We start from the raw sequence: 24,035 nt of genomic DNA on the forward strand, positions 1-24,035 counted from the left end.
CAACTATTATTGGAACTATTTTTTATAATGGTTGAATAGCATTACATATTTTGGATATAAATTTAAATACAAGTATAACGAGGAGGTTATTAACATGCTATATTTTAATAAGGCTACAGATTACTATAATAAAAAAGATTACAAAAAAGCACTTTCTATGTATAAAAAAGCTTTAGAGTTAAAAGAAAATGAATCTGCTTCATTATATAATTCAGCTGTGTGTCTCATAAAACTTAAAGAATATGAAAAGGCAATACCATTCATAAAAGAAGCAATAAAAACCAAAATAGATAGTAGATACTTCTTTAATCTAGGTTATTGCTATGCTATGCTTCGCGATAAGAAAAAAGCTTTAATGTATTTTAACAGAGCTTGGGCTCTTAATTATGATGATGTTGACTGCGAAAAAGCTATTACTCTTATTTTAAATGGTTATAAAAAGTTTTCCTTTTAAGTTAATATATACATCTGAATATAGTTCTTACATTGTTTCTTTTAAAATATTACCAATTAAGAGGTTCAACCCTAAGATATTTTAAAAGAAATAAGGTACTATAACTCTCACAACTTATAGCTTTGTTTTAAATATCACATATAAAAAGATTTATTTAAAACAAAGCTTTTCATAAAACACAATATTATTTAGATTTACAACTCTTAAACTTATTCAAAATTTTATTTATGAAATTAATTTTTTTATACAAGAAAATATATAATAAAATTGATAACCCTTCAAATACAAAGCTTCCATAATATATTTTTCTTAATATTACACTAATATCTCCACTTCCACTCTTATTTGTAATAAAACCAGAAGTTAATCCATTTACCGCCAAATCTCCTCTAACACTATTCCCATCTAAATTCAAACTCCAGAGAGGTGTTGTTGATTCTATATAATTTATTAATATTTTTTCTTTTTTAGAATTTGAAACCGAAAAATTTCTCTTCATTGAATCAACCCTTGAATATTTCACCTTTTTTCTTTGCACCCTTGAAGGAAAAAATTCATTAAAATTATTTCCTTCAAACATAATTAAATTATCAATGGATATAAGTTCTGAATAGTGGTAAATATTATAATTTTTCATTTCTACATATCCATCACTCTTTATATCTCCCCTACATAATATATGAAATTGCATATATGCTGCTCCCTTAGGCACCTCTACTATTTGTTGATATGAATTCCAATCCTGTTTAAATCTTTCATCAATATCATTTATATATACATCAGATATTACTCTTGAATCTTTATCCATAAATACAACTTTCATATGTCTATCTCTCACAAATTTTGATATTAAGTCAGCCTGAAATAGATATTCATTTTCCTCAATCACATCTATTTTTTTAGATGCATAATCATACCAATCAGTAGATTTAGTATTTTTTACATCTATCCTAAATATGCCGTTGTCAACGTGACTACTCATCATATTATCGTTTATTTTTTCTTCCGGCTTTTCTGCCTTCTCCTTCTTCTTATTATTTTTTTTGCCTTTGCCTTTCTTATCTGTTTTCTTTTTATCTATTTGTTCATTATATGCAAACTTATGAATATCACTAAAATCGCTTAATTCTTTAGCATTACTGTTAAAAATTACTCTTATAATATATTTTCCCTTTTTAAGTTGTATATTTTTTAATTCTACACATTTCATATAGTTCATTTGATTGGGTATATCCTTTAATGTATACTGAAAATTCGTATTTAAGGGATTTACATCTATAATTTCATTTTTATTATCATTATTTGCATTAAATTCATTACTGGATATCTGCCTCTCAATAATACTATTGTCTTTAAGATTTTCAATTTGAAAAGTTATATATCCATTATTCCCCTTAAAAGCACTCATATTTATAGCAAATGAATATTGACTATCCTTTATGATATCTAAATTACTTTTTAAAACACCATTCTGTGAAGTTATAGCTTTTCCCATACTTAATTTTGGATATCTTCTATCACTTTGAATATTGCCTGAATAATCGAAATCATTTTCTGCTTCTAGCTCGCTAAAAACATTGCAATTTTTTGCTTTTTTATAAACCTTTTTTATAACTTTCGTATATTCTGATTCAGGAACCACTGAAAATAAGTTTATAGCGTTAAACCCATCTTTATTTTCAACTTTAATATTATTCTTTCCAGAATTTAAATTAAAATCGCCTAAACAGATCCATTTAAATTGGCTTTGTGAAGTATTAACTGTATTAACACTAACAGATTTGTTTCCTATAGTTACTTTAAGCTGTCCCCCATTTTTCGAAACCAATGTTCTTATATATACTTTTGCTCTTTCAGCCTTTTTTAACTTTTTAGTCATTACAAAGGTATTAGGTATTTTATATTCACAAAGGTCATAAATATTAATATCGTGAACCTTCCAATAAATCCTATGTTTAGGATTTTTATAGGATAAGAGCTCTAATCTCATGTATTTGGTTTTAGGTGGTGTTACACACTCTCCCGTAAAATTCATAGATTCAAAACTTGTATCATCAGATGGCTTAACAACATAACTATTATATATCTCATGCATATCTGCATCATAAAATTTAGCCTTAAGATGCATCCTGTTAGTATTTTCTCCCGAAATATTTATTTTAAATTTATATGGATTATTTTCCTTTGCTTTTATTACACCTGATTTAGCAACCTCCCATATATTATGAGAATTACCTTTTTCTATTTCCCCTTTAACCTCAGGAGCATTCCTATTTTTATTTTTTGTATCAGCTTCAATTTTATATTCATCTGGGTTCTCTGATACAAAAAAACTACCGTTCTTTATAATGGTTTTAAAATCAACTATATTTTTCCCCTTGATTCTATCTACCTTATTTGGAGCTGCATTTAATTTCATAGTAGAAAATGTATATACTACCCCTGAATTAAAATCAAAATCGAAAGGAAAATTTTCTATACCAATTGAATTTAAAAGCCATATCCAATCTCCATTTTGACATAAGGTTTTAGCCCAATTCATGTACGCATCAGCACTATCTACTGCATCAAAAGGCAGCACATAATCATCATCTTTCAAATTACACATTACAATATCATCCAAATTGGAACCTTCTATATAATCTCCCTTATTTAAAAAATCTATATAAGGCTTTCTATCTATTGCAGAAAATATAACTCCAAAATTTTTAAAATTAAAGTTTGGTATACTATTATAGCTTTCCAGTCTACTAAACCCATATGGCGTATATATTTTTTTAGGCACATTGTATAAATAAGGTAAATTACTATTAACATTATAAAGCGAAGCTATTTTATTTTCATATACTTTTTTAAGAGAGGTACTATCTTCTAATATTTTTTTATTAAACTCCTGTCGTTCACTTTGTCCATTATACTCATTATGATATACAAATTGATCCACTCCAAATGCACTTATTAAATTTCCCATATTATGGGACATTCCTCTATCCATTAAGTACTGAAGAAAATTAATATAATACTGTATATTAACTGAATTGCCTTCATGTTGAAAAACAGTATTCTTTGAAGATGAGTACACTTGTATATCTCCTGTTGCCTTTTCCATACCATACTTTTCTCCATTAACATTCCAATATGGTGTTGCAACCCCTGTTTTTGATTGCGTCATATTATCTGCAATAGGAAGATATAGTACTTTACTTGTAAAATCCTTGTTTTTAAGTTTATCTTGAAGTTCTATGTATTCTTTAGGCTGCTTAACAGGACTATAAAATCCAGCTAAGTAGTGTATATAATAAGGATATATGTATATTAACAAACTTACAATGATTAAAATCACGGTTAAAGCTGAAAAAGGTTTAAAAAATTTAAATTTACTAAACCTTTTTGCTATTGAATATACGCCAAATATTAGAAGCAAACTAAAAAAGCACAACATAAGTGCTACCATTTTGTTGGGATCTCTAAATATACTGCCTATAACGGGCAAACTATTTATTCCTATAAAAATTTTATAAAACCAATCGAAATTAGGCCCCGTTGATACTATAAGAAAAATAACTGAAAGTAATGCAAAGGAAAGTATAAGATATCTTCTTTTTGTCTCAAAAATTATTGCATATAATATTGTAATTAAAATTATTCCCCCAGCTACATAAAAGCTCCAATTGAGACTTTGTATATTGAACATAGGCCACCAATAAGAAATAGCATATAGTATATTTTTTATAGAACTATACTTACCAAATAAAAAAAATGTATCAACCACATTTACATTATGCTGGGAAACTTGAGCTTTTAAGAGTATGCTAAACACATACATAGATAGCCAATATGCATTTACACATATAAATATTGGGATAAATATCATAATCTTAGCTACAAAATTCACCATTATAGCTTTAAACTTAAATTGTTTTTTTCTCTTTGCATCTAAAAATAATTTAAATAATATAAAAGAAGTTATGATAAGAATAACTATAATTCCATAAAAAAAATAATGTATTGCAGCAGCACTTAATGCAAAAACAATACTTAACATAAACATATCAAATATATTTCTCTTATAAATTTTAGGACTCCCTATATCATAATCTTTAATTATTGTCTTTTCCATTCTAGGATAAAAAGCATTTAAATAAAACATTAACATCAGTGGAAATAGGCTGTATCCACATAAAAGATATATATGTTGAATTCTTGTTATAACCCATGGATTTATAGCATAATATAAAGCTCCAGTTAAAAGCACAGATTTTTTTAGAAAACTATTTTTTTTAGGATAATATAAATTTATTACTGTATTAGCGAATACATACATAGCTATTCCTGACGCTAATATTATACCTGTAAGAAAACTTTTAAAAAATACTGCTCCACTGTAATTAAATATAGCTGATAATAAATAAAATGGAGTTACATATAAAAGACGTGGTACATTAAGAAGCGTTGAAGTACTCCATCTTTCATTCCAAACCCCAAATATTTCACCCATATAACCTTTTGAAGAAAATCCAAAATCAATATCACTAAAAACAACATGTCCACTTTTGTATAAAGGATTAAGTATAAGAATTATTAGTAAGCTCAATATTGAAATGCATATAATATCATATTTATATTTTAAAAAAAATTGTTTTAATTTAATCCTTATTTTCTTCATATATAGTAAAACTCCCTCACTTTTTATGTTTTATAATTTGAAACACTCCTATAAGCGTGAGAATCGTATACATATTTATTACACCCAGTGTTAAAATAGGATGCCTTACATATCTTTTAAGATTGCTAGCTCTATATAAAACTGGTCTGAAAAAATACCACCTTTTAAGAGTTTTCATAAATCCACCTTTTTCTGATTGTATTGTTTTATCCATTACAGAAAAATAATACTTTTTCTTTTGAAGCAAATTTTTTAATGTTACAAATTTTTCATCATGGTAAACCTTTGTAAATGTCGCTCTTTTTACACAGCCTCCCTTTTCTACATATCTTATAGTAGGTTGTGTTTCTTCAAAAGATATTTGTCCAGGATTTATTCCTCCTGACAAATCGTAAGCATCTATTTTCCAAAATCTTGCTGCTTCTATGGAGTTTTTTCCCATTTCTTCTCCTGCATTATTTATTATATTTCTTTCAAAAACCTTAACCTTTGAATAAAAATTTTTATATTCTGAAAAAGCATGCTCTGGTATTATAAGCGCTCCTACTTTTTTATTATTATTAAAAAAATCTACACACTTTTGTATAAGCTCTTCCTCTAATATCATATCTGAATCTATTATATAAATATAATCACTCCCAAGCCTTTTTGCACGAGATATTGCTTTACTTCTAGCTATTCCTCTCTCTTTGTGCTCAAGTAGTATGGCTCTAAACCTAGAGTCTGTCTTTTGAATTTTTATAAATTCCTCTTGAGCCCCATCACTTGATCCATCATCTGCTACTATTACATATAATTTATCATATTTTTGTTTCAAACAACTTTCAATACACTTTAATGCCTTTTCTTTATTGTTATAAGTTGAGAAAACTATTGATACTATGCCTTCCAAATCTATTTCTCTCCTTTTATATAATTTATGAAACTATCAAAATATTTTGATGTACTATCCCAATTAAATCTTAGTGAAAAATCATAGGCATTTTTTGCCATCATATTGTATTCATTATTATTTTCCATCACTCTTTTCATAAGCAAACATAGGTTTTCAGGTGTGTTATTCTCACACAAATATCCTGCTTTTCCATTGTCAACAGCATCCACTAAGCCTTTTGAGTTATATACTATTGTTGGTGTACCAACTGCACCTGCTTCTATTACAGTAAGTCCAAATCCTTCTCTTATTGAAGGGAATAAAAGAGCTTTCATTTTACTCATTAACACAAGTTTTTCACTATCAGATACGAAACCAAAAAAAGTTATATCTTTATTTTCTTCCCTACTTCCATATGATATATTGTTTTCTTGCAATATTGGCAATAACACTTCTTTAATATATTTCTCTTTCTTTTTTCCTATAATCCAAAGCTTAATATTCGGTTTAGATTTTTTAAGGCTGACATATGCTTTAACTGCAGCGTCAATACCTTTATAATTCACAAACCTTCCTATATATCCAAAGATATCGCCCTTATTTTTTACAAGCTTATCTTCTTCCCAAGGTTTAAAATCAATGCCCTCAGGAAAAATATGTACCTTATCCTTATTAAACCCTATATCTAGAAGATCATTTTTAGTTGAATTTGATACTGTTATAGTGTAATCATTTCTATATAATCTTAATGTAGGGGTTTCTGACAAATAGCCTATAGTGCTTATTGGAAATTTAGTATTAGCATACCAAATTTCTCTCGTAAGCTGATGTATAAAGAATATTCTTTTTTTCTTTTCAACCCATAGTGGCGTAAAGAACTTATGAGTATTACATTGATCTACTACAAAATGGATCTTTTCTTTATTGTATTTATAATACTTCCTGGCTTCTCTTAGTACTGATAAGATATTTCCACGTCTTATATATTCTATATTATCTATAACTTCTTTTTCCTTAGCTCCCTCAAACATAGGTGAAAAATGAGTTATATTATATTTATTAAAGTCTACTCTTTTAAGCATTTCATGTGTAAATACCTCTGCTCCTCCACTTTTAGGACATTTTATATCCCTCCAGGATAAAAATAATATATTAATTTTATTATCAATCATTGTTAATCTCTCCCTTCTGTCTTAAATCCTTAGCAAAAACCCCTATTAGCAACATAAGAAAGAGTACCGCGTAAAAAATTATTTCAATATATATAATAGAGCTTATACTTCTATGGAATAATGCTATTATAATAACAAATAAAATAGCTGCTACTGAAAGAGTTATGAAATGCATCCATTTTTCAATTATCATATAAATATTTATTATAATAAAAATAAAACTTAAGAAAATATATGATATTATTCCAATAAACAAATATCCTTTAGCCTGTGCATATTCCTTTCCGAAAAACATTGTAACTGTATAAGGCATTACAAATTTATAAAATATGAGGGTAAGAGTGCTTACCGCTAACATTATTAAAAATAAATTCTTAATACCCTTATTAAACTTTTTCCTATCATAAATTCTCTCAGTAAGAAGAGGAATAAATACTGTAAATATACTTGAGGATGCAAAACTTAAAAGTTGATTATATTTTAAAACAACAGCAAATATACCTGAACTTTGAGGCAAATAATAGTTAACCATTATCATATCAATTGAAGTAAAAAAATTAAAAAAGAAATTAGTTACATAAATATTAGTAACCTTTTTAACTATAGTTTTAGGTATATTTCCTTTTTGTTTTTTATTAAAAAAGCCTCTTGCTGCATAAATACCATGAATCAAAGAAAATACCATACCAAACAATATAGATAGAAGCGCTGAATGTATGCTCCTATTGTTTTTTAATAACAAAAACAGTACTATAATTTTTGTTCCTACTTCAATATAAAAACTTATATTAAGCATAAAAAAGCTCTTATTACCTTGGAAAATTCCTCTTATAACACTTAATATAATATTAGAACCAAGTATAAAAATAATTATAATAATACTTATAAAATCACTTTTTGTAGTTTTTATTATTAACGGTGAAAAAATAAGCATGCAGCACATAAAAAGTATAAAACATAATATAGAACAATTGAATATACCTTTTAATGTAATTTCATCATCTTTTCCTTTTGAAATATACTTTGCTGTATATGTCTGAAAAGACACACCAATGACAGTAAGAATTGATATTAAGGATAAAAGAGAATTAAGTCTCCCATAATCTTTAGGAATTAAATACCAGCTTACAAATATATGAAAAAAATAGTTTACTCCATTTAAACTAACATCTAATACAGGAAATATTACTTCTTGAATCTTCTTTTTTTTACCTAGCAGATTTGAGATAATTTGAATATTCAATAGTTTCCTCTATTATTTTTTTATAATTTTCTCCTACATTCAATGGTTTAGTTAAATATCTATAGACTTCTCCTTTATTTATAGCGTCTATTATGAATGAAGAATTATAATTTCCTGACAGAGCAACTCTAACTATTTTAGGGTATTTATTCTTAACTATTTGTAAAAGTTGAAGACCATTTATTCCTGGCATAAGTATATCCGTTACTATTACATCAATTTCATTATTCTCAAGTACATCTAATGCCTCATTAGCATTTGAAGCATAAAATTTGTTGAACTTCTCATCTTTCAAAAGGTCATCTAGTGTCTTTAAAATAAACTTAACATCATCAACAAACAATATTGAATTTTTGTACATAATTTTACCCCCTAAGGTTACCTCATATTTTTATGTAACTTTTTTATTTTAAAAATACTCTTAATAAATTTTAAAGAATCCTTTACTACATTCACATGTGAACCTTCTCTATCTGTACATCTAACGGGAAGCTGAAAAACCCTAAAATTAAGTTTTTTTGCAATATATAGCATCTCAAGATCTATAGCTAGCTGCATATCCTCATGTAAATACGGCAATATATATTTAGCACAATTCCAATTCATTATTTTAAGACCTGTCTGCGAATCGTCTATTTTTCCTGGAAGCAAAGGTTTAGTAATAATTCTTTTAAAGAAACTTACAAATTTCCTAATAACACTTCTATCTTCTGCCGTTTTATCCTTAGTTCCAATCACTATATCATAATATCCAAGTTTAATTGTATTGAGCATAAGAACTATATCATCAATTTTAAAAGAATCATCAGAGTCCACAAAAATTATAGTATCTGCACGTATATGACTAAGTGCTTCTATATATGTACCTGCTTTTCTAGTGTTATAACTGAGCTTGTAGTAAGATATACTTGCTTTATCATCTATCCACTCTACATTCTTTTTATAGTGGTTCAATAGCTTGTTTACTAATTCTTCTGTTTCATCAGTACTTCCATCATTTAAAAAGAAGATACTAGCATTTGTAAAGCCCTTTTCTATCATAATTTTTATTTTACTTATAAAATCATAAACATAATTAATTCTTGTTGCTTCATTATATATTGGAATAACTACTGCTATGTTTGATGCCTTTATAAAATACATTGGTTTTAAAATACTTTGAATTCCATCTACAATTTCATATGGATATTTATCCTTCCACCTAAGTAATTTTATTTGTCCGAGTCCTTTTATATTATTTAAATACTCTAGTTCTGTTTTTAATGAAGTTTTTGCATCTACTACTATAAGAATTGGCATCCACATATTTGATAGTCTTATAATATTTGCTACAGAAATACACTTTAAAGAACTATTTGCATCTATTATAACTAGAGAATAGGAGAGTTCTTTTATAAAATTTAGTTCCTCCAAATCAAACGTATCTATATCATAGAATGTTATTATATCCTTATATGGTATATTCCTTTTGCCATCAGTTATTATAAATATTTTGCTATCCAAACTTTGTCCCCCCACTGATTCTCAATTTTAATGCTTTATTTTGTCACTGACCTTAATTTAATTTAATTTTTCTATATAAGTGCAATTCATTATTAATATTGTATTCTTACCAAATTATATCATAATATGGATTAGCCTACAACTAGTGTAAATTTTTTTATTAACAAAATTATTATGTACTAGCTATTTTTCTTTGTATTATGACAAAAAAATAAAGGATAATGCTTTACATTATCCTCATTTTTTTATTTTCCTTTTTTTGTACTAAATTTTACATTTATCTATTAAATTTTTAATTACCATTCTCCAATTACTTTTGCATTTCTATGATCGATATTAAAGGAATTATTGTTGAAATAATTTCCACCCTTAGCAAATGTCGTATCAACATTAATCCATGTATTACTTTCAGGAATATATACTTGATTCCATGCATGGCTTACCCATGATGTACCATTAAATCCCTCTCCAGTCACTAATCTTACTTTGATATTGTTAGCTCTTGCCATAGCAACATACAAGCAAGAATAATCAAAACATATCCCTTTTCTAGTATTAAAGGTTGGGATTGCTCCAGATTTCACATTATAATTGTTATTCAAAACCATATTAGCTTTATCATAATCGTACTCTATATTATAGCCTATCCAATCATATAATTTTCTTGATTTACTTAAATTTCCTCTAGAATTATAGGTCATATTTCGAGCAAAATTATTAATTTGATCATTAGATTTTACTCCATCTTCTAGAGTTACACCATTATAATAAACAATTACATTAGGATTATTATTATCATCAGTATTTACATTATTTCCATCTTTAGAAACATTTCCTGATTTATTAATATTGTCTGGTTTTGTCACAATTTTAAATGAATTATCTAAAATATTAGGAAAGTTTTTAGCCACACTAGAATTTGTTACTGGAACTATGATTCTTTTACACAAATAATTATATGCCTCAGAATCCTTAAGATAGCTATTTATTTTCATGCCCGGATTTATTATGGCTACAGCATTTAACAAAAATAATACTGTCACAAGATAACATATTCCTCTTGGGAGTTGAACTATTGCCCCAAGTACTCTCTTAACAATATTGCTTTTATTAGATATCATTTTATCCACAACATCATATATGTTAAAAAAAGTAAACCTTGCAATTAAATTAAGTACTGCTCCAATAAGTTTATAAACTATATATACGAAAATGGGTATAATTACAAAATACAATATATAAGGTCTACTAACTAAAATACTTGATATTTCTTTTGGTATAAATTTAAATACCTCACTACTTTCATAATTCAAAAAAATAACTTTATAATACTTTATTCCTATGAAAATAGCTGCAATAAACGCTATGCTATTCAACAAATTTTCTGTATCCCTTTTTAAATCATAGGAAGAAAATTTAAATAAAAATCCTCTAGCTATTGGAAATAAAAATACAAATATTAAAATTAAAGTTATAGGATTAATTTTCAAATTTATCACCTCCATATTAGTTATATATAACGTACTAAAATCCTTAAATTGTGGGTTATAAAATATTCCTGTTAAAGAGGTCCTGTCAGAATCTCTTATGAATCAGAATGTAATAGAATTTACGCGTTATATCTAATAATTCTCCATAAAAATTTCTTTTAGGATATCTCCTATTTCACTCCATGAATAACCTCGTCCCATTAAATAGCTAGACAGTTTTCTCTTTATTTTGAATTTATCAGTTTCTTTTTTAGCAATACTTGTATACTTTTTTAATGCTGCTTCTCTCATTGCATTTATATACTTTTCATCCTTGCTCTCATATTTACTTAACTTCTCGTCTATAATGCTATCGTCTATTCCTTTTTTTACAAGGGAGTACTTTATTTTTAATTTACCTTGTTTAGCTATTCTCTCCTTTATATATAATTCTGCATATTTTGTGTCATCTACAAAATTATATTTTCTAAGAAATTCAATCACACGATCTATTACTGTATCATTAAACTCTTTTTCTTTTAATTTTACGCGTATTTCATTTTCAGTTTTAAAGGTCCTTTCAATAAAACTTAACGCCCTACTTTTAGCATATAAGTAATTATCCTCCTCGATTATATCCTTAAGATAATCCATATTGACAATTTTACCCTTTTTCAAGGCGTGTATATATATGAGTTCGGCATTGCAAGAAAAGGAATATTCACCATCTATATATACGTTAACTCTATCCTTTTTCTTCTTTTGAGTTTCTATTTTTGTTATAGTATTATCCATACTAAACACTTCCTTTTGCTTTTACTATATAAATTGAAGGATTAGAAAGAACCTTTCTAGCTATTTGTCTAACATCTTCATTTTTTATAGTATCAACATATTTCATATCTTCTAAAAACTCATATATATCTTCATCATCAATATATTGATGGACCACATAATTTCCTATATCTGTTGTATCTTCTATTGTAAACGCGAGAGATGTTTTCAAAACCTTTTTCATAAGTAAAATAGAATCCTCATCTAGAGTTTTTTCGTCCTTTTTTATCTTTTCTATAGACTCATTTATACTATTCATAGCTTCTTTAACATTTTCATTATCTACAGCCGTATAAATGTACATTGTTTTAACATGCTTCGATAAATTAAGATCTGAATATATATCATATGCAAGTCCTTTATTCTCCCTTATTTCTCTAAACAATATACTGTTTGCACTCTCCCCTAATTTATAATTTAATATTTTTAGTGCTGCTTCTTCAAATCTATTTAAATTATAGGCAGTAAACATATATATTATACTACTTTGTGTTATATCTTTTTTATAATTAGTAACAATCTTTGGTATATTTTCCTCAACTATTATTGATTTATCCTCTAGTTTTCCTTCAGTCCATGAATTGAAATGTTGTTTTACTAAATCAAAAATTTCTTCATGATTAAACTTCGATACAATGACTATATAAGAATTATTAGGTAAATAATATGTCTTATAGAAATCCTTAATAAATTCCGCTGTAAAACCTTCGATATTTGATTTTGTACCTATCGTGTCATATTTTAATGGACTTTTTGAAAAACCAATTTCATGTACCTTGGTATAACAATAATCTTCTATATCATCTTTATTACTATTTATTTCTGATAGTATTACTTTCTTTTCCTTTTTAAATTCCTTTTCATCAAAAGAAGGATTTTGAAGCATGTCTGAAATCAGTTCTACTGCCTTATTAATTTCATCACAAAGTGCAGTTATGCTGTATACTGTACAATTGTAGTCAGTATAAGCATTGTATTCTCCTCCAAGATTTTCAAAACTCTTATTCAACTCTTCATTAGTAAGATTTCTAGTTCCTTTAAACAGCATGTGCTCTACAAAATGTGCTGCTCCTCTTTGTTCATCGCTTTCATATATAGATCCTATTTTAACACCTGCATGCAGTGAAAATAACTCTGTTTCTTTTTTTATAGAAACAATTCTTAGTCCATTATGTAATTTTAATTCCTTTGAATCAAAAATATTGTTATTCATTAATTTCTCCTTCTATTAAACCTACATATTCAAATTTAAGCTTATTAAATTTGATATAATAAATTATACCCTAAAATCTTTATGACCTGATATAAAAAAGCAAAAAAATATAGGGCTTAATTATCACCTTACTCTATACCAGCTAAACAGAATTTAGAAATGCTTTAAAATACTAGTTTAAAAGCATAATTCTATTGCCAGTTAACTAAAAACCTATTAAAGTGATTTTAATATTTAAACCCTATACCCAATAAATCATTATATTTTCGCTAAATGTACAATTTCTTTAGAGAAAGTATACTCTTCACTTCATCATTTAATTTATCATAATTGGAAAATAACTTTTCCACCATATCTCTTCCATACATGTTAACAATAAAATACTTTTTTGCAATTTCTCCCATTATCCCCTTATCTATAGGATCATCGCTTACAATTAAATAATTACTTATTTGATCTGTGTATTTATCAATAATATCCATTATGTTCTTACTTGAGGTTATTTCCGAATTTTTTAAAATGCAAACTCTAATTATGTTTTTACTAAAATTAAGCTTATCCTCGCTTATAATAAGATATGAGTTTTTATTATCATTATCAAAATGTGAACTTACCTTGTATTCCATAGCTGTTAAAATTTCTTTTAAAATCATATCAAATTTGCTGCTATCCATTTTGTAAATTATTGTTTTAATACATTCAATTACATCATTATATAATCTCTTTTCCTTTTCTATTATATCATTTACATTACCACTAGAAACAAGTAATCTTCCTATTTCTGCTTCACATCCGAAAACCATGTAAACACAACTATTTGACTTTAATGATTTTTTAAGCTCACTTGACATATCATCTTCATTTATTTGCTTACCAAGCCATTTTACTTTAAACGTGTTAGGACAATCCGGATAACCAGATGGATCATAATTATAATTTGATTCCACTACACCTATATGATATTCTCTTTTTTGTGAATCATATGCAAACAACTTATCTCCCTTTAAAATCTCTCTAGCGAACTTCCATATATATCCTTCACATTGAATTCTCATCATTGGTGTTTTATCACTATAAACCTCATCACATCTAACCAAAAGCTTATCTTTTGTATCATATTTCATAGGATCCCCTATTTCAGGAAATCCTAAAGTTACCACGCCATTCTCTATCCATTTTTTTACAATGTCCTCATTATCGTTAACATTGTTTATCATCCACCAGTTTGCCACTCAAATTCCCCCCTAATAATTTACCATAATACATTGTTATATATCAACTAATATACTTTCTTATCATAAAAATATCTTATAAGCATTCTATAACATTATATTTATTTAAAAGTTACAAACCTATTAAGTATCTTACTCTTTTCTATAAAAGATAATAATGGAAGGCCCAAAACAAAGCAAGCCACTATCTCCCCAATTCCAACCCATATTGCATTTACAAAAAATGGTGCATGTGTTGCTATTTTTAATTCTAATCCTACTATTACTGCATTAGATATTATAGGTGGAAGTGGTGCAATATATTTTTTAAATGGTATATTACTTTTTCCAATAAAGTATGTTAAACATGCTGCTATAAAAGTAGCCAATGTTCCAAATATCATATCAAGCTTCATAACACTAAATATATTTGCTATAAAACATCCTAAAGTCAATCCTATAACATAGTATCCAGAAAAAAACGGTAACACCGTTAACGCTTCTGATACCCTAATTTGAATCTGACCATAACTTAAAAAACTTAATCCAAGTGTTAAAACAGCATAAATTGCTGCTATAAGAGCATTTACTACTAAAATCCTTAAAGTATTTCTTTTTTTCACGTCATTTACCTCCATAGTTTTATTTATAGACAGGATGGTTTCGAACTGTCTTAAATATTAATTATTAGCATATATTTTATAGTTAATTTTAGGAAATATATTATCTGTACTTTCCATCTTTTCAAGTTCACTTACTTCTATTGTATTTTTGGTTATATCCTCATAAAGTCTCATAAATCTCTCGATATGAGTATTTATTCTTTTTATAGCATAATCAACAGTAGTATTATTCTTTATAATAAAAGACCAATCTGAAGCTTCTGCCAGCATAAGTTCTCTTGACGCCTGATTTAAAACTCTCCTCTGAAGATCAGAAGGTTCAGTATACGTATTAGCAATTCTTACCATTGCCTCTTCACATTTATGAATATCTCGGTATACCCAGTGATTTGATGGATTTATCCAAACAGAATAATCTCCATTTTCTCCCCAACTGGAAGGACTGGGGCTACTACATTGAACTACAGGATTTTGCTTTAAATACTCTGTAGGTGTTATAAGTTCATACTCAGTCCATTCTTCCGCACTTTTTCTTATAAATGCATTTATAAAATCAGGTCCTTCAAACCACCAATGTCCATATAACTCAGTATCATAAGGACAAGTTATTATTGGAGGTTTATCCATACTAAATGATGCTGCATTTATTTGCTCATGTCTGCAATTAGCAAAATGAGATGCATGTTCCCAAACCTTATTCATAGCATTTTCTCTATTATATATTTCTTTATTTTCTCCAGTACCTGTTATTCTATAATACTTAAATCCTGTATCAATTCTTATTCCATTTTCATTTATATATGGTGCTATATAGTCCATCGGTAATTCAAAACCTATATCTCTATAAAATTCCCTATAATTAAAGTCTCCCGGATATCCCATAAAATCGCTCCATACCTGATAAGAGGAATCCATATCCCTACCAAAAGCACATACTCCACTTGGTGTTACAATAGGTGCATTAGTTCCATACCTAGGTTTTGGAGAGGCATAATTAATTGCTGTACTTTCAGAAATAAAATACTTTATTCCACATTCTTTAAGCATGCTATCAATCCCATAAGCATATGCACATTCAGGAAGCCATATCCCATTTGGTTCGTGCCCCATAGTATCTACATAAGATTGAACTCCTGTAGCTATCTGTGCTTTAACAGCTTCTCTATTGACTAAAATAAGAGGAAGCAGTGCATGTGTTGCTGAACAAGTTATTATTTCAACACAACCCAACTTATCATACTTTTTAAACGCATTCATTAAATTATAATCATACTTTTCATATATTTTAAGGGTATTTTCAGCTCTTTCATTATAAAAAAGTGCTACTTTATTTTCGTCCTTATTATTTTTTGTTCTTACTATTTCTTTCTCCGAAAGTTCTATAGTTTTCTTTAAATAATTTAAATATCTAGAATTTAAATATTCATCTTGAAGCATTGACATAAGTGGCGGTGTTATAGACATCGTCATTCTAAATTTTATATTATCCTTCAAAAGGTTATCATATATTTCAATCAGTGGAATATAGCACTCACTTATAGCTTCAAAAAGCCATCTTTCCTCAAGTGCATCCTTTATTTCTGGATGTCTTATAAATGGCATATGGCTGTGTAAAACGAAATTAACATATCCCTTTTTCAAATTATCCCCCTCCGTTACTATTTCTTTACCTTAGATGATCCAGGTGATATTTTGCGATACTTTGTTTCATTTTCTTCCATTTGTTTTTGAAAATATTCATTATAATCACTATAAGAATATATATTTATGCGAGGATAGTTTCTAATTTTTTTTTCCTTCCATAAAGGTATATGGCTTTATTCCCTTATGGATATATTCTTTATTTACTTTTTCCTCAGTTGTTAAAGCTATTGTTTCTTCTTCTTTTTCAAAATTTTGAGAAACATCCATATAGTACACTGCTGAGTCCCCTGATATATGATTTCTTGGGGTCGTTACTGTATTTGAAGCAACCACAGCTACAAATGTATCATCCGGAAGCTTTCTGCCAAGCTTTACAAAAATGTCCATATCATCTCTATCCAATTTTATATACCAATTATCAGCCATAGAATCTATGTATAGAGTTTTAATTTCTTGTGCATTTCCATTTATAATTTCATATATTTTCAAAACAGGCTTTGAATTTTCCCACAAATTTTCTCCATATCTATACTCAAATTCCTTAATTGTAATAGGTGAAACATTAAAATAGCAAAAAACATTATAAGCATTTTGAACAAGCAGAACTAATTTTGTCTCATAATTTCCTAGCATTAACTCACCTCTTTGTCATTACATAAATTTATAACAATCCCTTTTGTGTGAAAATATCAACGTCTATTCTATTATTCAATTCCTCTTTTGTTAAATTTATTATAACTTAAAACTATAAACATGTCACGCATAAATTACCAATTCCTCCTTAAGCTTATATTTTAATTATATATACTGCTATTACATAATATTATTGCCATAACTAAACGTTAATTTTCACACTTTACACAAATCTAGTATATTACCTTAGGTAGAAAAATATAAATAAATATAAAGTTTTTATAGAATTATTTTAATTTTAGAGAAGCTGTATGAAAATTAATTTAAAAAATATCAAAATCAAGGAAGATACTTTTAATAAACTAATTTAATAAACCATTCAGTCTCTCTATATAAGGAGGTACATAAGACTTGAAAATATCAAAATTCCAAAAAATTATTTTCATTCTCACCCTTATTTTAATTATAGAAGTAATATTAATAATTAAATTTTACAAGCTAAACCCTACTGGTTCTACAATTTCTGGATATAGTCCTAATAAAAAAATGCTTATAGTAGTAGATGTGGTTAGCAGCAAACTATGTGTATTTCAGAACGATACTCTCATGAAAACCTATACTATTTCTGGCGGAAAATCTAGTACTCCATCACCTATTGGTACATGGACAATTGTTGGAAAGGATACTTGGGGTGAAGGTTTTGGAGGTAGATGGATGGGATTTAATGTTCCTTGGGGAAAATACGGAATACATGGTACAATATATCCGGAACTTATAGGTTCTAATTCATCGCACGGATGTATAAGAATGAGAAATTCAGATGTAGCAGAGCTTTATAAAATAATTCCTGTAGGCACAAAAGTAATCGTTCAAGGTGGTCCTTATGGAAATTTCGGCTCCTACTTAAGAAATATACGTCCTGGCATGCGGGGATCTGATGTTTATGAAATCCAAAAAATTTTAAAAGAAAAGGGCTATTATAATGGTAATCCTGACGGAATTTATGGGGAAGGCATGAAATACTTCATACATAAATTTCAAAAGGATAATAATTTATATGTTTCTGATATTATAGATAAAAAGTTCTACAAAAAATTAGGTGTTGAATTAGTTGAATAAGCTATTATAGCTGTTGACATTTAAGATTACATTTTTTATAATCAACTTAAACGTAGCAGAGTAGATATTGTGCGTCAAGTGTTAGAGGATGGGAAGTTGTCTCTAAACGAAAAGCTTAGTCTTGCGGTACAATATCGCTTCCGCTGTTACATTAAAGGGATTTTGGAAATACTTTTACTTCTTCCACTCTTTAATGTGGCAATCATTAAGGAGAGAGGAGGTTTTTTTGTTTTTTGAAAAAAAGCTGCGTAATACTTAAAGATTGGGGTAATAAATATGAACAAAACAAATACAAAATTCCTTGTAACAACAGCATTATTTATAGCTATATCTATTATAATAAAAACCTTTGGAATTTCTATAACCGGAGGTGGAATTGTAATAATGAAAATAAATTTCAGTGCTGTTTTCTACATACTTCCTGGTATACTTTTCGGACCACTTTATGGAGCTATAGCTGGTGGTTCCTGTGATTTACTAGGCTTTCTTATAAATCCTACTGGTTCCTACATACCAATTTTCACTCTTACAAATATTCTAGCTGGCTTTCTTCCTGCTGTTTTATGGAAAAAAGTAAAGTTGACCTCAACAAGTAAGTTGAAGAAATTATATATTTCGTTTTTTGTTTCTCTTCTTATTTTAGGTATAATCTTTAATTTTATACTTAAGATCAATATATTAAATAGTTTATTTAAACCTAGTAATACTTTTAGCAATACCACTGTTAATATTATATATGCTAGTCTTATAGGAATACTTGTATTTATAATTAATTCAATTATAGAAAAGACTTTAAAAAAGACCTATGGATATTTATTGAAGGACTTTTTCAAAATATTCATTTCCGTTGGTTTTTCTGGAATAATTGTATCAACATTAAATACTATTTTTATGCTTATATTCACTCCAGCTCTTCTTAAAAATGGTTTTGCCATCTTATGGTTTCCACGGATTGTACAAACTATAATAATGACAATGATAAATTCTTATATATTATCTTTTTTAATTTATTTATATAGTTTTGTGGATAAAAAATCCTTAAGCAGAGCTTAAAATTCTACATCACATATAATTTAATAAAATACTAGCATTGTGACTTATCGATTATTCTTATATAAGACTTTTTACCTTTAAATCTTCTATAAGTCATAATGTTTTAGTATTTTCCCATTATACCTATACTTAATTTATTAAATCTTTTATATTTAATTTTCAGCAATTCACTTTTTCTTTTTTATGCGAGTTTTGCTGTTACTTGGTATATTTTGCGTTTTGTTGTAAAAAAACATTTTTTATTCCCGATAATATTATTGTATATTTTTTTCAATAAATTTATTTATATACAATGACATTTGGAGGGTTTAAAATGAGAATGAGAAAAAAATCAATAATATGTATGCTTTTAATCAGCATAGTTCCTTTACTTGTAGTTTCTATATTTTCAAATCTATATTTCCAAAAAACTCTGACTAAAGAAATAACAGATAAAAATTTAAATTTAGTTTCTCAGACTAAATTTAAGGTAGAATCTTTTATAAGCGAACCTATTTCCCTTATAAAAACTTTATCTAGTTATCCTGTAATAACTTCATTCAACACATCTGATTCCAAAGCAATTTTAGTTAATGCCCAAAATAATGAAAAAAGTAGTTCAGGAGTGCAGATTGTTCTAGATGATGCTTCTGGTAATCAAATTGTACGTGGAGATGCTAATAGCCTTGTTAATATATCTAAACGTAGTTATTTTAAAGATGCTATTAATGGTGTTAACGAGAGTAAACAAATAGTACTTGGTAAAAACACAAATATTTTAACCTTAAACGTTGGTATACCAATAAAAGATTCTAATGGTTCAATTAAAGGAATTATACAAGGTGGTATACCACTAAAAAAAATAAGTGATTATGTTAAAAGTTTATCTAATAATGGTTCAACTGTTTATATAGTAGATAATGATGGTTTAATAGTTGCTCATCCAAACAATAATTTAGTAGTTTCTAGGAAAAACTTAAGTAGCCTAAATTATATAAAAGCTGCACTTTCTAGTAAAAAAGATGGTACGTATACCTATAATGATAGTAAAAAAGGTAAAATGCTTGTAAGTACTACTTATGATTCTCATACAGGATGGGTTATTTGTAATGAGATTCCTTATTCTGTTGCTATGAAAAGTATAACAACTTTAAATACTTTCATGTTAATATTTTGCATTTTGATTTGTATTATTATCATTGCTATAGGTATTATTATTTCTAACAAATTAACTAACCCAATAATAAAGCTACAAAATTTATCAGAACGTATTGCAAAGGGAGATTTATCTGTAGATGATTATGAAATAAAAACAAAAGATGAATTTGCAAACCTAGCACATTCCTTCTCTACTATGTCACAAAATTTAAAGTCACTTATACTTCACATTAAAGAGAGTTATTCCAATCTTGAAAATGTGTCTAACGAAATGTTAAAAAGTTGTAGTGAATCAGCCTCAGCTTTTTCAGACATATCTCAAAATATTGTCAATGTAGCTGATGATTCTAATATATCTGTTAATAAATTAAACGAAGCTAATAATAGTGTTTTAGAATTAATGAATGTATTTTCTGATGTTATTTCTAATGTAGATGATATAATTTCTAAAGTAAAACAAACCTCCTCAGTATCATTAAAAGGAAAAACAGACATAAATAAAATAACTGAGCAAATGACTAATATAGACAATAGAGTTAATTCCTTATCAGATTCTATTGCCAAATTAAAAAAGCATTGTGATAACATACATGAATATAGTAAAGTTATTTCAGATATAGCTGAGGAAACAAACTTACTTTCACTAAATGCGAATATCGAAGCTGCCCGCGCTGGCGAAAATGGAAAAGGCTTCAGTGTAGTAGCTGATAAAATAAGAAGTCTTGCAGATGAATCAGGTAAAGCCGCTAGCGAAATAGGTGATTTGATAAATGAGATGAATGATGATTCAATAAAAGCTATGGAATCAATGAATATTGGAAAAACTGAAGTTAACACAGGTAAGGTTATTGTAAAAAATACTACTTTGACATTTAATGAAATAGAAAGTTCAATCAATTCTATTTTATCGAGAGCATCCAAGGTAACTTCTTCAATGGAAATTGTAAAAGCTTCAAGTGAAAATGCCACTTCTAATATGAATTCTATAAAAAATATAACTTTAAATAATTCTAGTAAAATACAAAATATAGCTGCCTCCTCTGAGGAACAATCAGCGTTTTCTGATGAAATTAAAAATCAAGCCTCAAAACTTCAAGAAGTATCTAATAAACTACATGATAACATATCCATATTTAAGATATGATAAGAGTTGGGATAAAACCCAGTTCTTATTAATTAAACCATTCTTTTATTACCTCTTTGCTCTCCTTTGATGGATAATAATTTTTTATTCCCTCTGTATTACCAATAGCAAAAACAGAGAAGCCTAAAAACCAACTTTGAGTAAATACCATTTTATACGCCTTAAAACATCTTGCTTGTTCATTACCATCTTCTATATTGGATGGTTCCGGGTTCCAGGGCTCTTTGGATGCAAAATCTCTTCTTGGGAATCCTAATTCTCCAAAAAATATAGGTTTATTCCACTTTTCATGTAATTCATTTAATTCATCAACAATTCTTTGCCCTCTTCCATTTATCGTTGTTGCGTATAAACTATTTTTTATGTAATCTACATTGTTAACAGCATTTGGGGTAATCTCAAAATATGCTGCTACTGATATATAATCTACCTTAGAAAAAATCTTATTATTTAATTTATCATTAAACTTTTTTTTCGATTCTTTATCCCAAGTTGCAGTATACCACCAATTAGTTTTATATGTAATTAAACCTTTATATCTTGAACGGGAAAAATCTATTATATCACACCACTTATCACTATAATTCTCTAAATTCACAAAATTTGAAGCAATACATAAAGCATCCACTCTTTTGGGTACTGCTACCTCATCTATAATTTTGCCTACAACTTGATTTTTCCAAACATAGAAGAACTTATTTATATCTTTAGGCTGCATTTTTGTTTCATAATCTTGTCCTTTATTTATCCAAGGGTAGGGTTCTAATATAACATTTATATTCCTCTTATTTAATTTATCTATAATAATTTTAGCCTTTTCAATACTTTTTTTATTTACCGATATGGAATTAGCACTTAAATCTGATATATCAACCTCGATTGGAACATTTACAGTATTTAATTTCATACTGTCTACATCTTTGAGTGTTTGATCAACTGTATAATCTACAGATAAGTTTCCTGACTTTATTTTTGTCTTAAAGAATGAATTAAGAGTTTTTCCATGAATTATATTTAATACCTTTGATTCATAAGCTCTAAATAATTCAGAATTTTTATTACTCAATATTGCTCCCACTATTATTACAACAAGTACTCCTGCTAGTAATTTTATTCCAGCTTTTTTCTTAAACAATTATTTTCTACCTCACAATCAGTTATAGCCTTCTTAATTCTTCAATTTTGTAATTATATTCTCCTTTAAGAATAACACTAATTACATTCAGTATTTTATTTTTATCCTCTGGTAAAGTTCCACCCACATCAGCATAATTAGAAGCATGATTACTCCTAAAAATACATTTTCCTTTTACATCTATGTTTTCAATTAGCTTTTTCATTTCAAGCATATTTTCTTCGGGTTTTAAAATTTGAAATTTTCCTTCCCTTATTTTTTCTTCTAACTCTGTTTTTCTTTGAATCATAAGTGTTAAAATCCCTACATAATCAGGATTTATTGAATTTATAACTTTTGCAGATTCTATTGCATTTTCGTTTATGTCATTTCGACCACCTATACCGGATATGAGAGTTACGGATAATTTGATACCACTTTTTTTAATCTTCTGACCCGCTTCTACTATATTATTTGAAGTAACTCCTTTATGTATTTCTCTAAGCACTTTATCACTGCCACTTTCTATTCCCATATAAATCATACCAATTCCAACTTTTTTTAATTCTAATAAATCTTCATATTTCTTATTTAAAACATCTCTAGGAGCTGCATACATTCCAACTCTTTTGCACTCCGGGAATAGTTCTTTTATCTTTAATAATATTTCTTTTAAAATCTTTGTCTCAACTACAAGCGCATCACCATCTGCTAAAAATATTCTGTTGACTCTAGAATATACCTTTCTCATTTCATATAAATCCTCAAATATTTCCTTTATGCTTCTTATCCTGAATTGTTTTCCTTTATACATACTACAAAAACTGCACTTATTATGAAAACATCCTATGGTAACTTGTATTATTAAACTATAAGCCTCACTAGGAGGTCTATAGACAATTCCTTCATACTGCATTTGCTTCCTTCCC

Annotated in this window: 19 protein-coding genes and 1 riboswitch; of the genes, 4 read left to right on the forward strand and 15 right to left on the reverse strand. The window is 27.5% G+C overall.

What is annotated here, in order from left to right; genetic code table 11:
- Window positions 1-94 precede the first annotated feature (94 nt).
- Window positions 95-454, forward strand: a complete 360-nt coding sequence (locus tag CLFE_RS15115; protein WP_077892797.1) for a tetratricopeptide repeat protein — start codon at window positions 95-97, stop codon at window positions 452-454.
- 184 nt (window positions 455-638) lie between these two features.
- Here CLFE_RS15115 and CLFE_RS15120 read toward each other — a convergent pair whose 3' ends face one another.
- The 13 genes from CLFE_RS15120 to CLFE_RS15180 form a co-directional block, all read right to left on the reverse strand.
- Window positions 639-5,120: a hypothetical protein gene (locus CLFE_RS15120; protein ID WP_077892796.1), complete on the reverse strand. Its 4,482-nt coding sequence runs from the start codon at window positions 5,118-5,120 to the stop codon at window positions 639-641.
- Between the two features lie 16 nt (window positions 5,121-5,136).
- Entirely contained in the window at window positions 5,137-6,012 is an 876-nt protein-coding gene (locus CLFE_RS15125) for a glycosyltransferase family 2 protein (protein ID WP_077892795.1), read from the reverse strand.
- 2 nt (window positions 6,013-6,014) lie between these two features.
- Window positions 6,015-7,166, reverse strand: a complete 1,152-nt coding sequence (locus tag CLFE_RS15130) for a glycosyltransferase family 4 protein (RefSeq protein ID WP_077892794.1) — start codon at window positions 7,164-7,166, stop codon at window positions 6,015-6,017.
- Window positions 7,159-8,409, reverse strand: coding sequence for an oligosaccharide flippase family protein (locus tag CLFE_RS15135; RefSeq protein ID WP_077892793.1), 1,251 nt, complete (start codon window positions 8,407-8,409; stop codon window positions 7,159-7,161). The genes CLFE_RS15130 and CLFE_RS15135 overlap by 8 nt, the downstream gene beginning before the upstream one ends.
- Window positions 8,375-8,770 (reverse strand): response regulator, encoded by a 396-nt coding sequence (locus tag CLFE_RS15140; protein ID WP_077892792.1) that lies wholly within the window; start codon window positions 8,768-8,770, stop codon window positions 8,375-8,377. The genes CLFE_RS15135 and CLFE_RS15140 overlap by 35 nt, the downstream gene beginning before the upstream one ends.
- Window positions 8,771-8,787: 17 nt before the next feature.
- A complete protein-coding gene (locus tag CLFE_RS15145) occupies window positions 8,788-9,912 on the reverse strand; it encodes a glycosyltransferase (protein ID WP_176091528.1) in 1,125 nt (374 codons plus the stop codon).
- Between the two features lie 296 nt (window positions 9,913-10,208).
- A complete protein-coding gene (locus tag CLFE_RS15150) occupies window positions 10,209-11,402 on the reverse strand; it encodes a transglutaminase domain-containing protein (RefSeq protein WP_077833024.1) in 1,194 nt (397 codons plus the stop codon).
- 132 nt (window positions 11,403-11,534) lie between these two features.
- Window positions 11,535-12,176: a recombination regulator RecX gene (gene recX, locus CLFE_RS15155; protein ID WP_077892791.1), complete on the reverse strand. Its 642-nt coding sequence runs from the start codon at window positions 12,174-12,176 to the stop codon at window positions 11,535-11,537.
- A 1-nt stretch (window position 12,177) separates the two neighbouring features.
- Window positions 12,178-13,428 carry a M16 family metallopeptidase gene (locus tag CLFE_RS15160; RefSeq protein WP_077852581.1) on the reverse strand — a complete coding sequence of 417 codons (1,251 nt, stop codon included), beginning with the start codon at window positions 13,426-13,428 and terminating at the stop codon, window positions 12,178-12,180.
- A gap of 269 nt (window positions 13,429-13,697) precedes the next feature.
- Window positions 13,698-14,660: a restriction endonuclease gene (locus CLFE_RS15165; RefSeq protein WP_077833027.1), complete on the reverse strand. Its 963-nt coding sequence runs from the start codon at window positions 14,658-14,660 to the stop codon at window positions 13,698-13,700.
- Between the two features lie 101 nt (window positions 14,661-14,761).
- Window positions 14,762-15,262 (reverse strand): QueT transporter family protein, encoded by a 501-nt coding sequence (locus CLFE_RS15170; protein ID WP_077833028.1) that lies wholly within the window; start codon window positions 15,260-15,262, stop codon window positions 14,762-14,764.
- A 57-nt stretch (window positions 15,263-15,319) separates the two neighbouring features.
- A complete protein-coding gene (locus tag CLFE_RS15175) occupies window positions 15,320-16,903 on the reverse strand; it encodes a glycoside hydrolase family 57 protein (RefSeq protein WP_077892790.1) in 1,584 nt (527 codons plus the stop codon).
- Between the two features lie 141 nt (window positions 16,904-17,044).
- Window positions 17,045-17,539: a DUF4912 domain-containing protein gene (locus CLFE_RS15180; protein WP_077833030.1), complete on the reverse strand. Its 495-nt coding sequence runs from the start codon at window positions 17,537-17,539 to the stop codon at window positions 17,045-17,047.
- Between the two features lie 417 nt (window positions 17,540-17,956).
- Here CLFE_RS15180 and CLFE_RS15185 point away from each other — a divergent pair, with 417 nt between their 5' ends.
- The 3 genes from CLFE_RS15185 (at window position 17,957) to CLFE_RS15195 (ending at window position 21,992) form a co-directional block, all read left to right on the forward strand.
- Complete coding sequence (locus CLFE_RS15185) at window positions 17,957-18,658, forward strand: L,D-transpeptidase family protein (RefSeq protein WP_207651368.1); 702 nt, start codon at window positions 17,957-17,959, stop codon at window positions 18,656-18,658.
- A gap of 54 nt (window positions 18,659-18,712) precedes the next feature.
- Window positions 18,713-18,806: riboswitch (THF riboswitch) on the forward strand.
- A 128-nt stretch (window positions 18,807-18,934) separates the two neighbouring features.
- Complete coding sequence (locus CLFE_RS15190; protein WP_077892788.1) at window positions 18,935-19,711, forward strand: folate family ECF transporter S component; 777 nt, start codon at window positions 18,935-18,937, stop codon at window positions 19,709-19,711.
- Between the two features lie 313 nt (window positions 19,712-20,024).
- On the forward strand, window positions 20,025-21,992 hold the full coding sequence (locus CLFE_RS15195; RefSeq protein ID WP_242951571.1) for a methyl-accepting chemotaxis protein: 1,968 nt from the start codon (window positions 20,025-20,027) through the stop codon (window positions 21,990-21,992).
- 28 nt (window positions 21,993-22,020) lie between these two features.
- Here CLFE_RS15195 and CLFE_RS15200 read toward each other — a convergent pair whose 3' ends face one another.
- Entirely contained in the window at window positions 22,021-23,127 is a 1,107-nt protein-coding gene (locus tag CLFE_RS15200; RefSeq protein WP_077892786.1) for a glycoside hydrolase family 113, read from the reverse strand.
- A gap of 22 nt (window positions 23,128-23,149) precedes the next feature.
- On the reverse strand, window positions 23,150-24,022 hold the full coding sequence (locus tag CLFE_RS15205) for a radical SAM protein (RefSeq protein WP_077892785.1): 873 nt from the start codon (window positions 24,020-24,022) through the stop codon (window positions 23,150-23,152).
- Window positions 24,023-24,035 lie beyond the last annotated feature (13 nt).

Origin of the sequence: Clostridium felsineum DSM 794 (assembly GCF_002006355.2) — a bacterium.
In the GTDB taxonomy this organism is placed as follows: domain Bacteria; phylum Bacillota; class Clostridia; order Clostridiales; family Clostridiaceae; genus Clostridium_S; species Clostridium_S felsineum.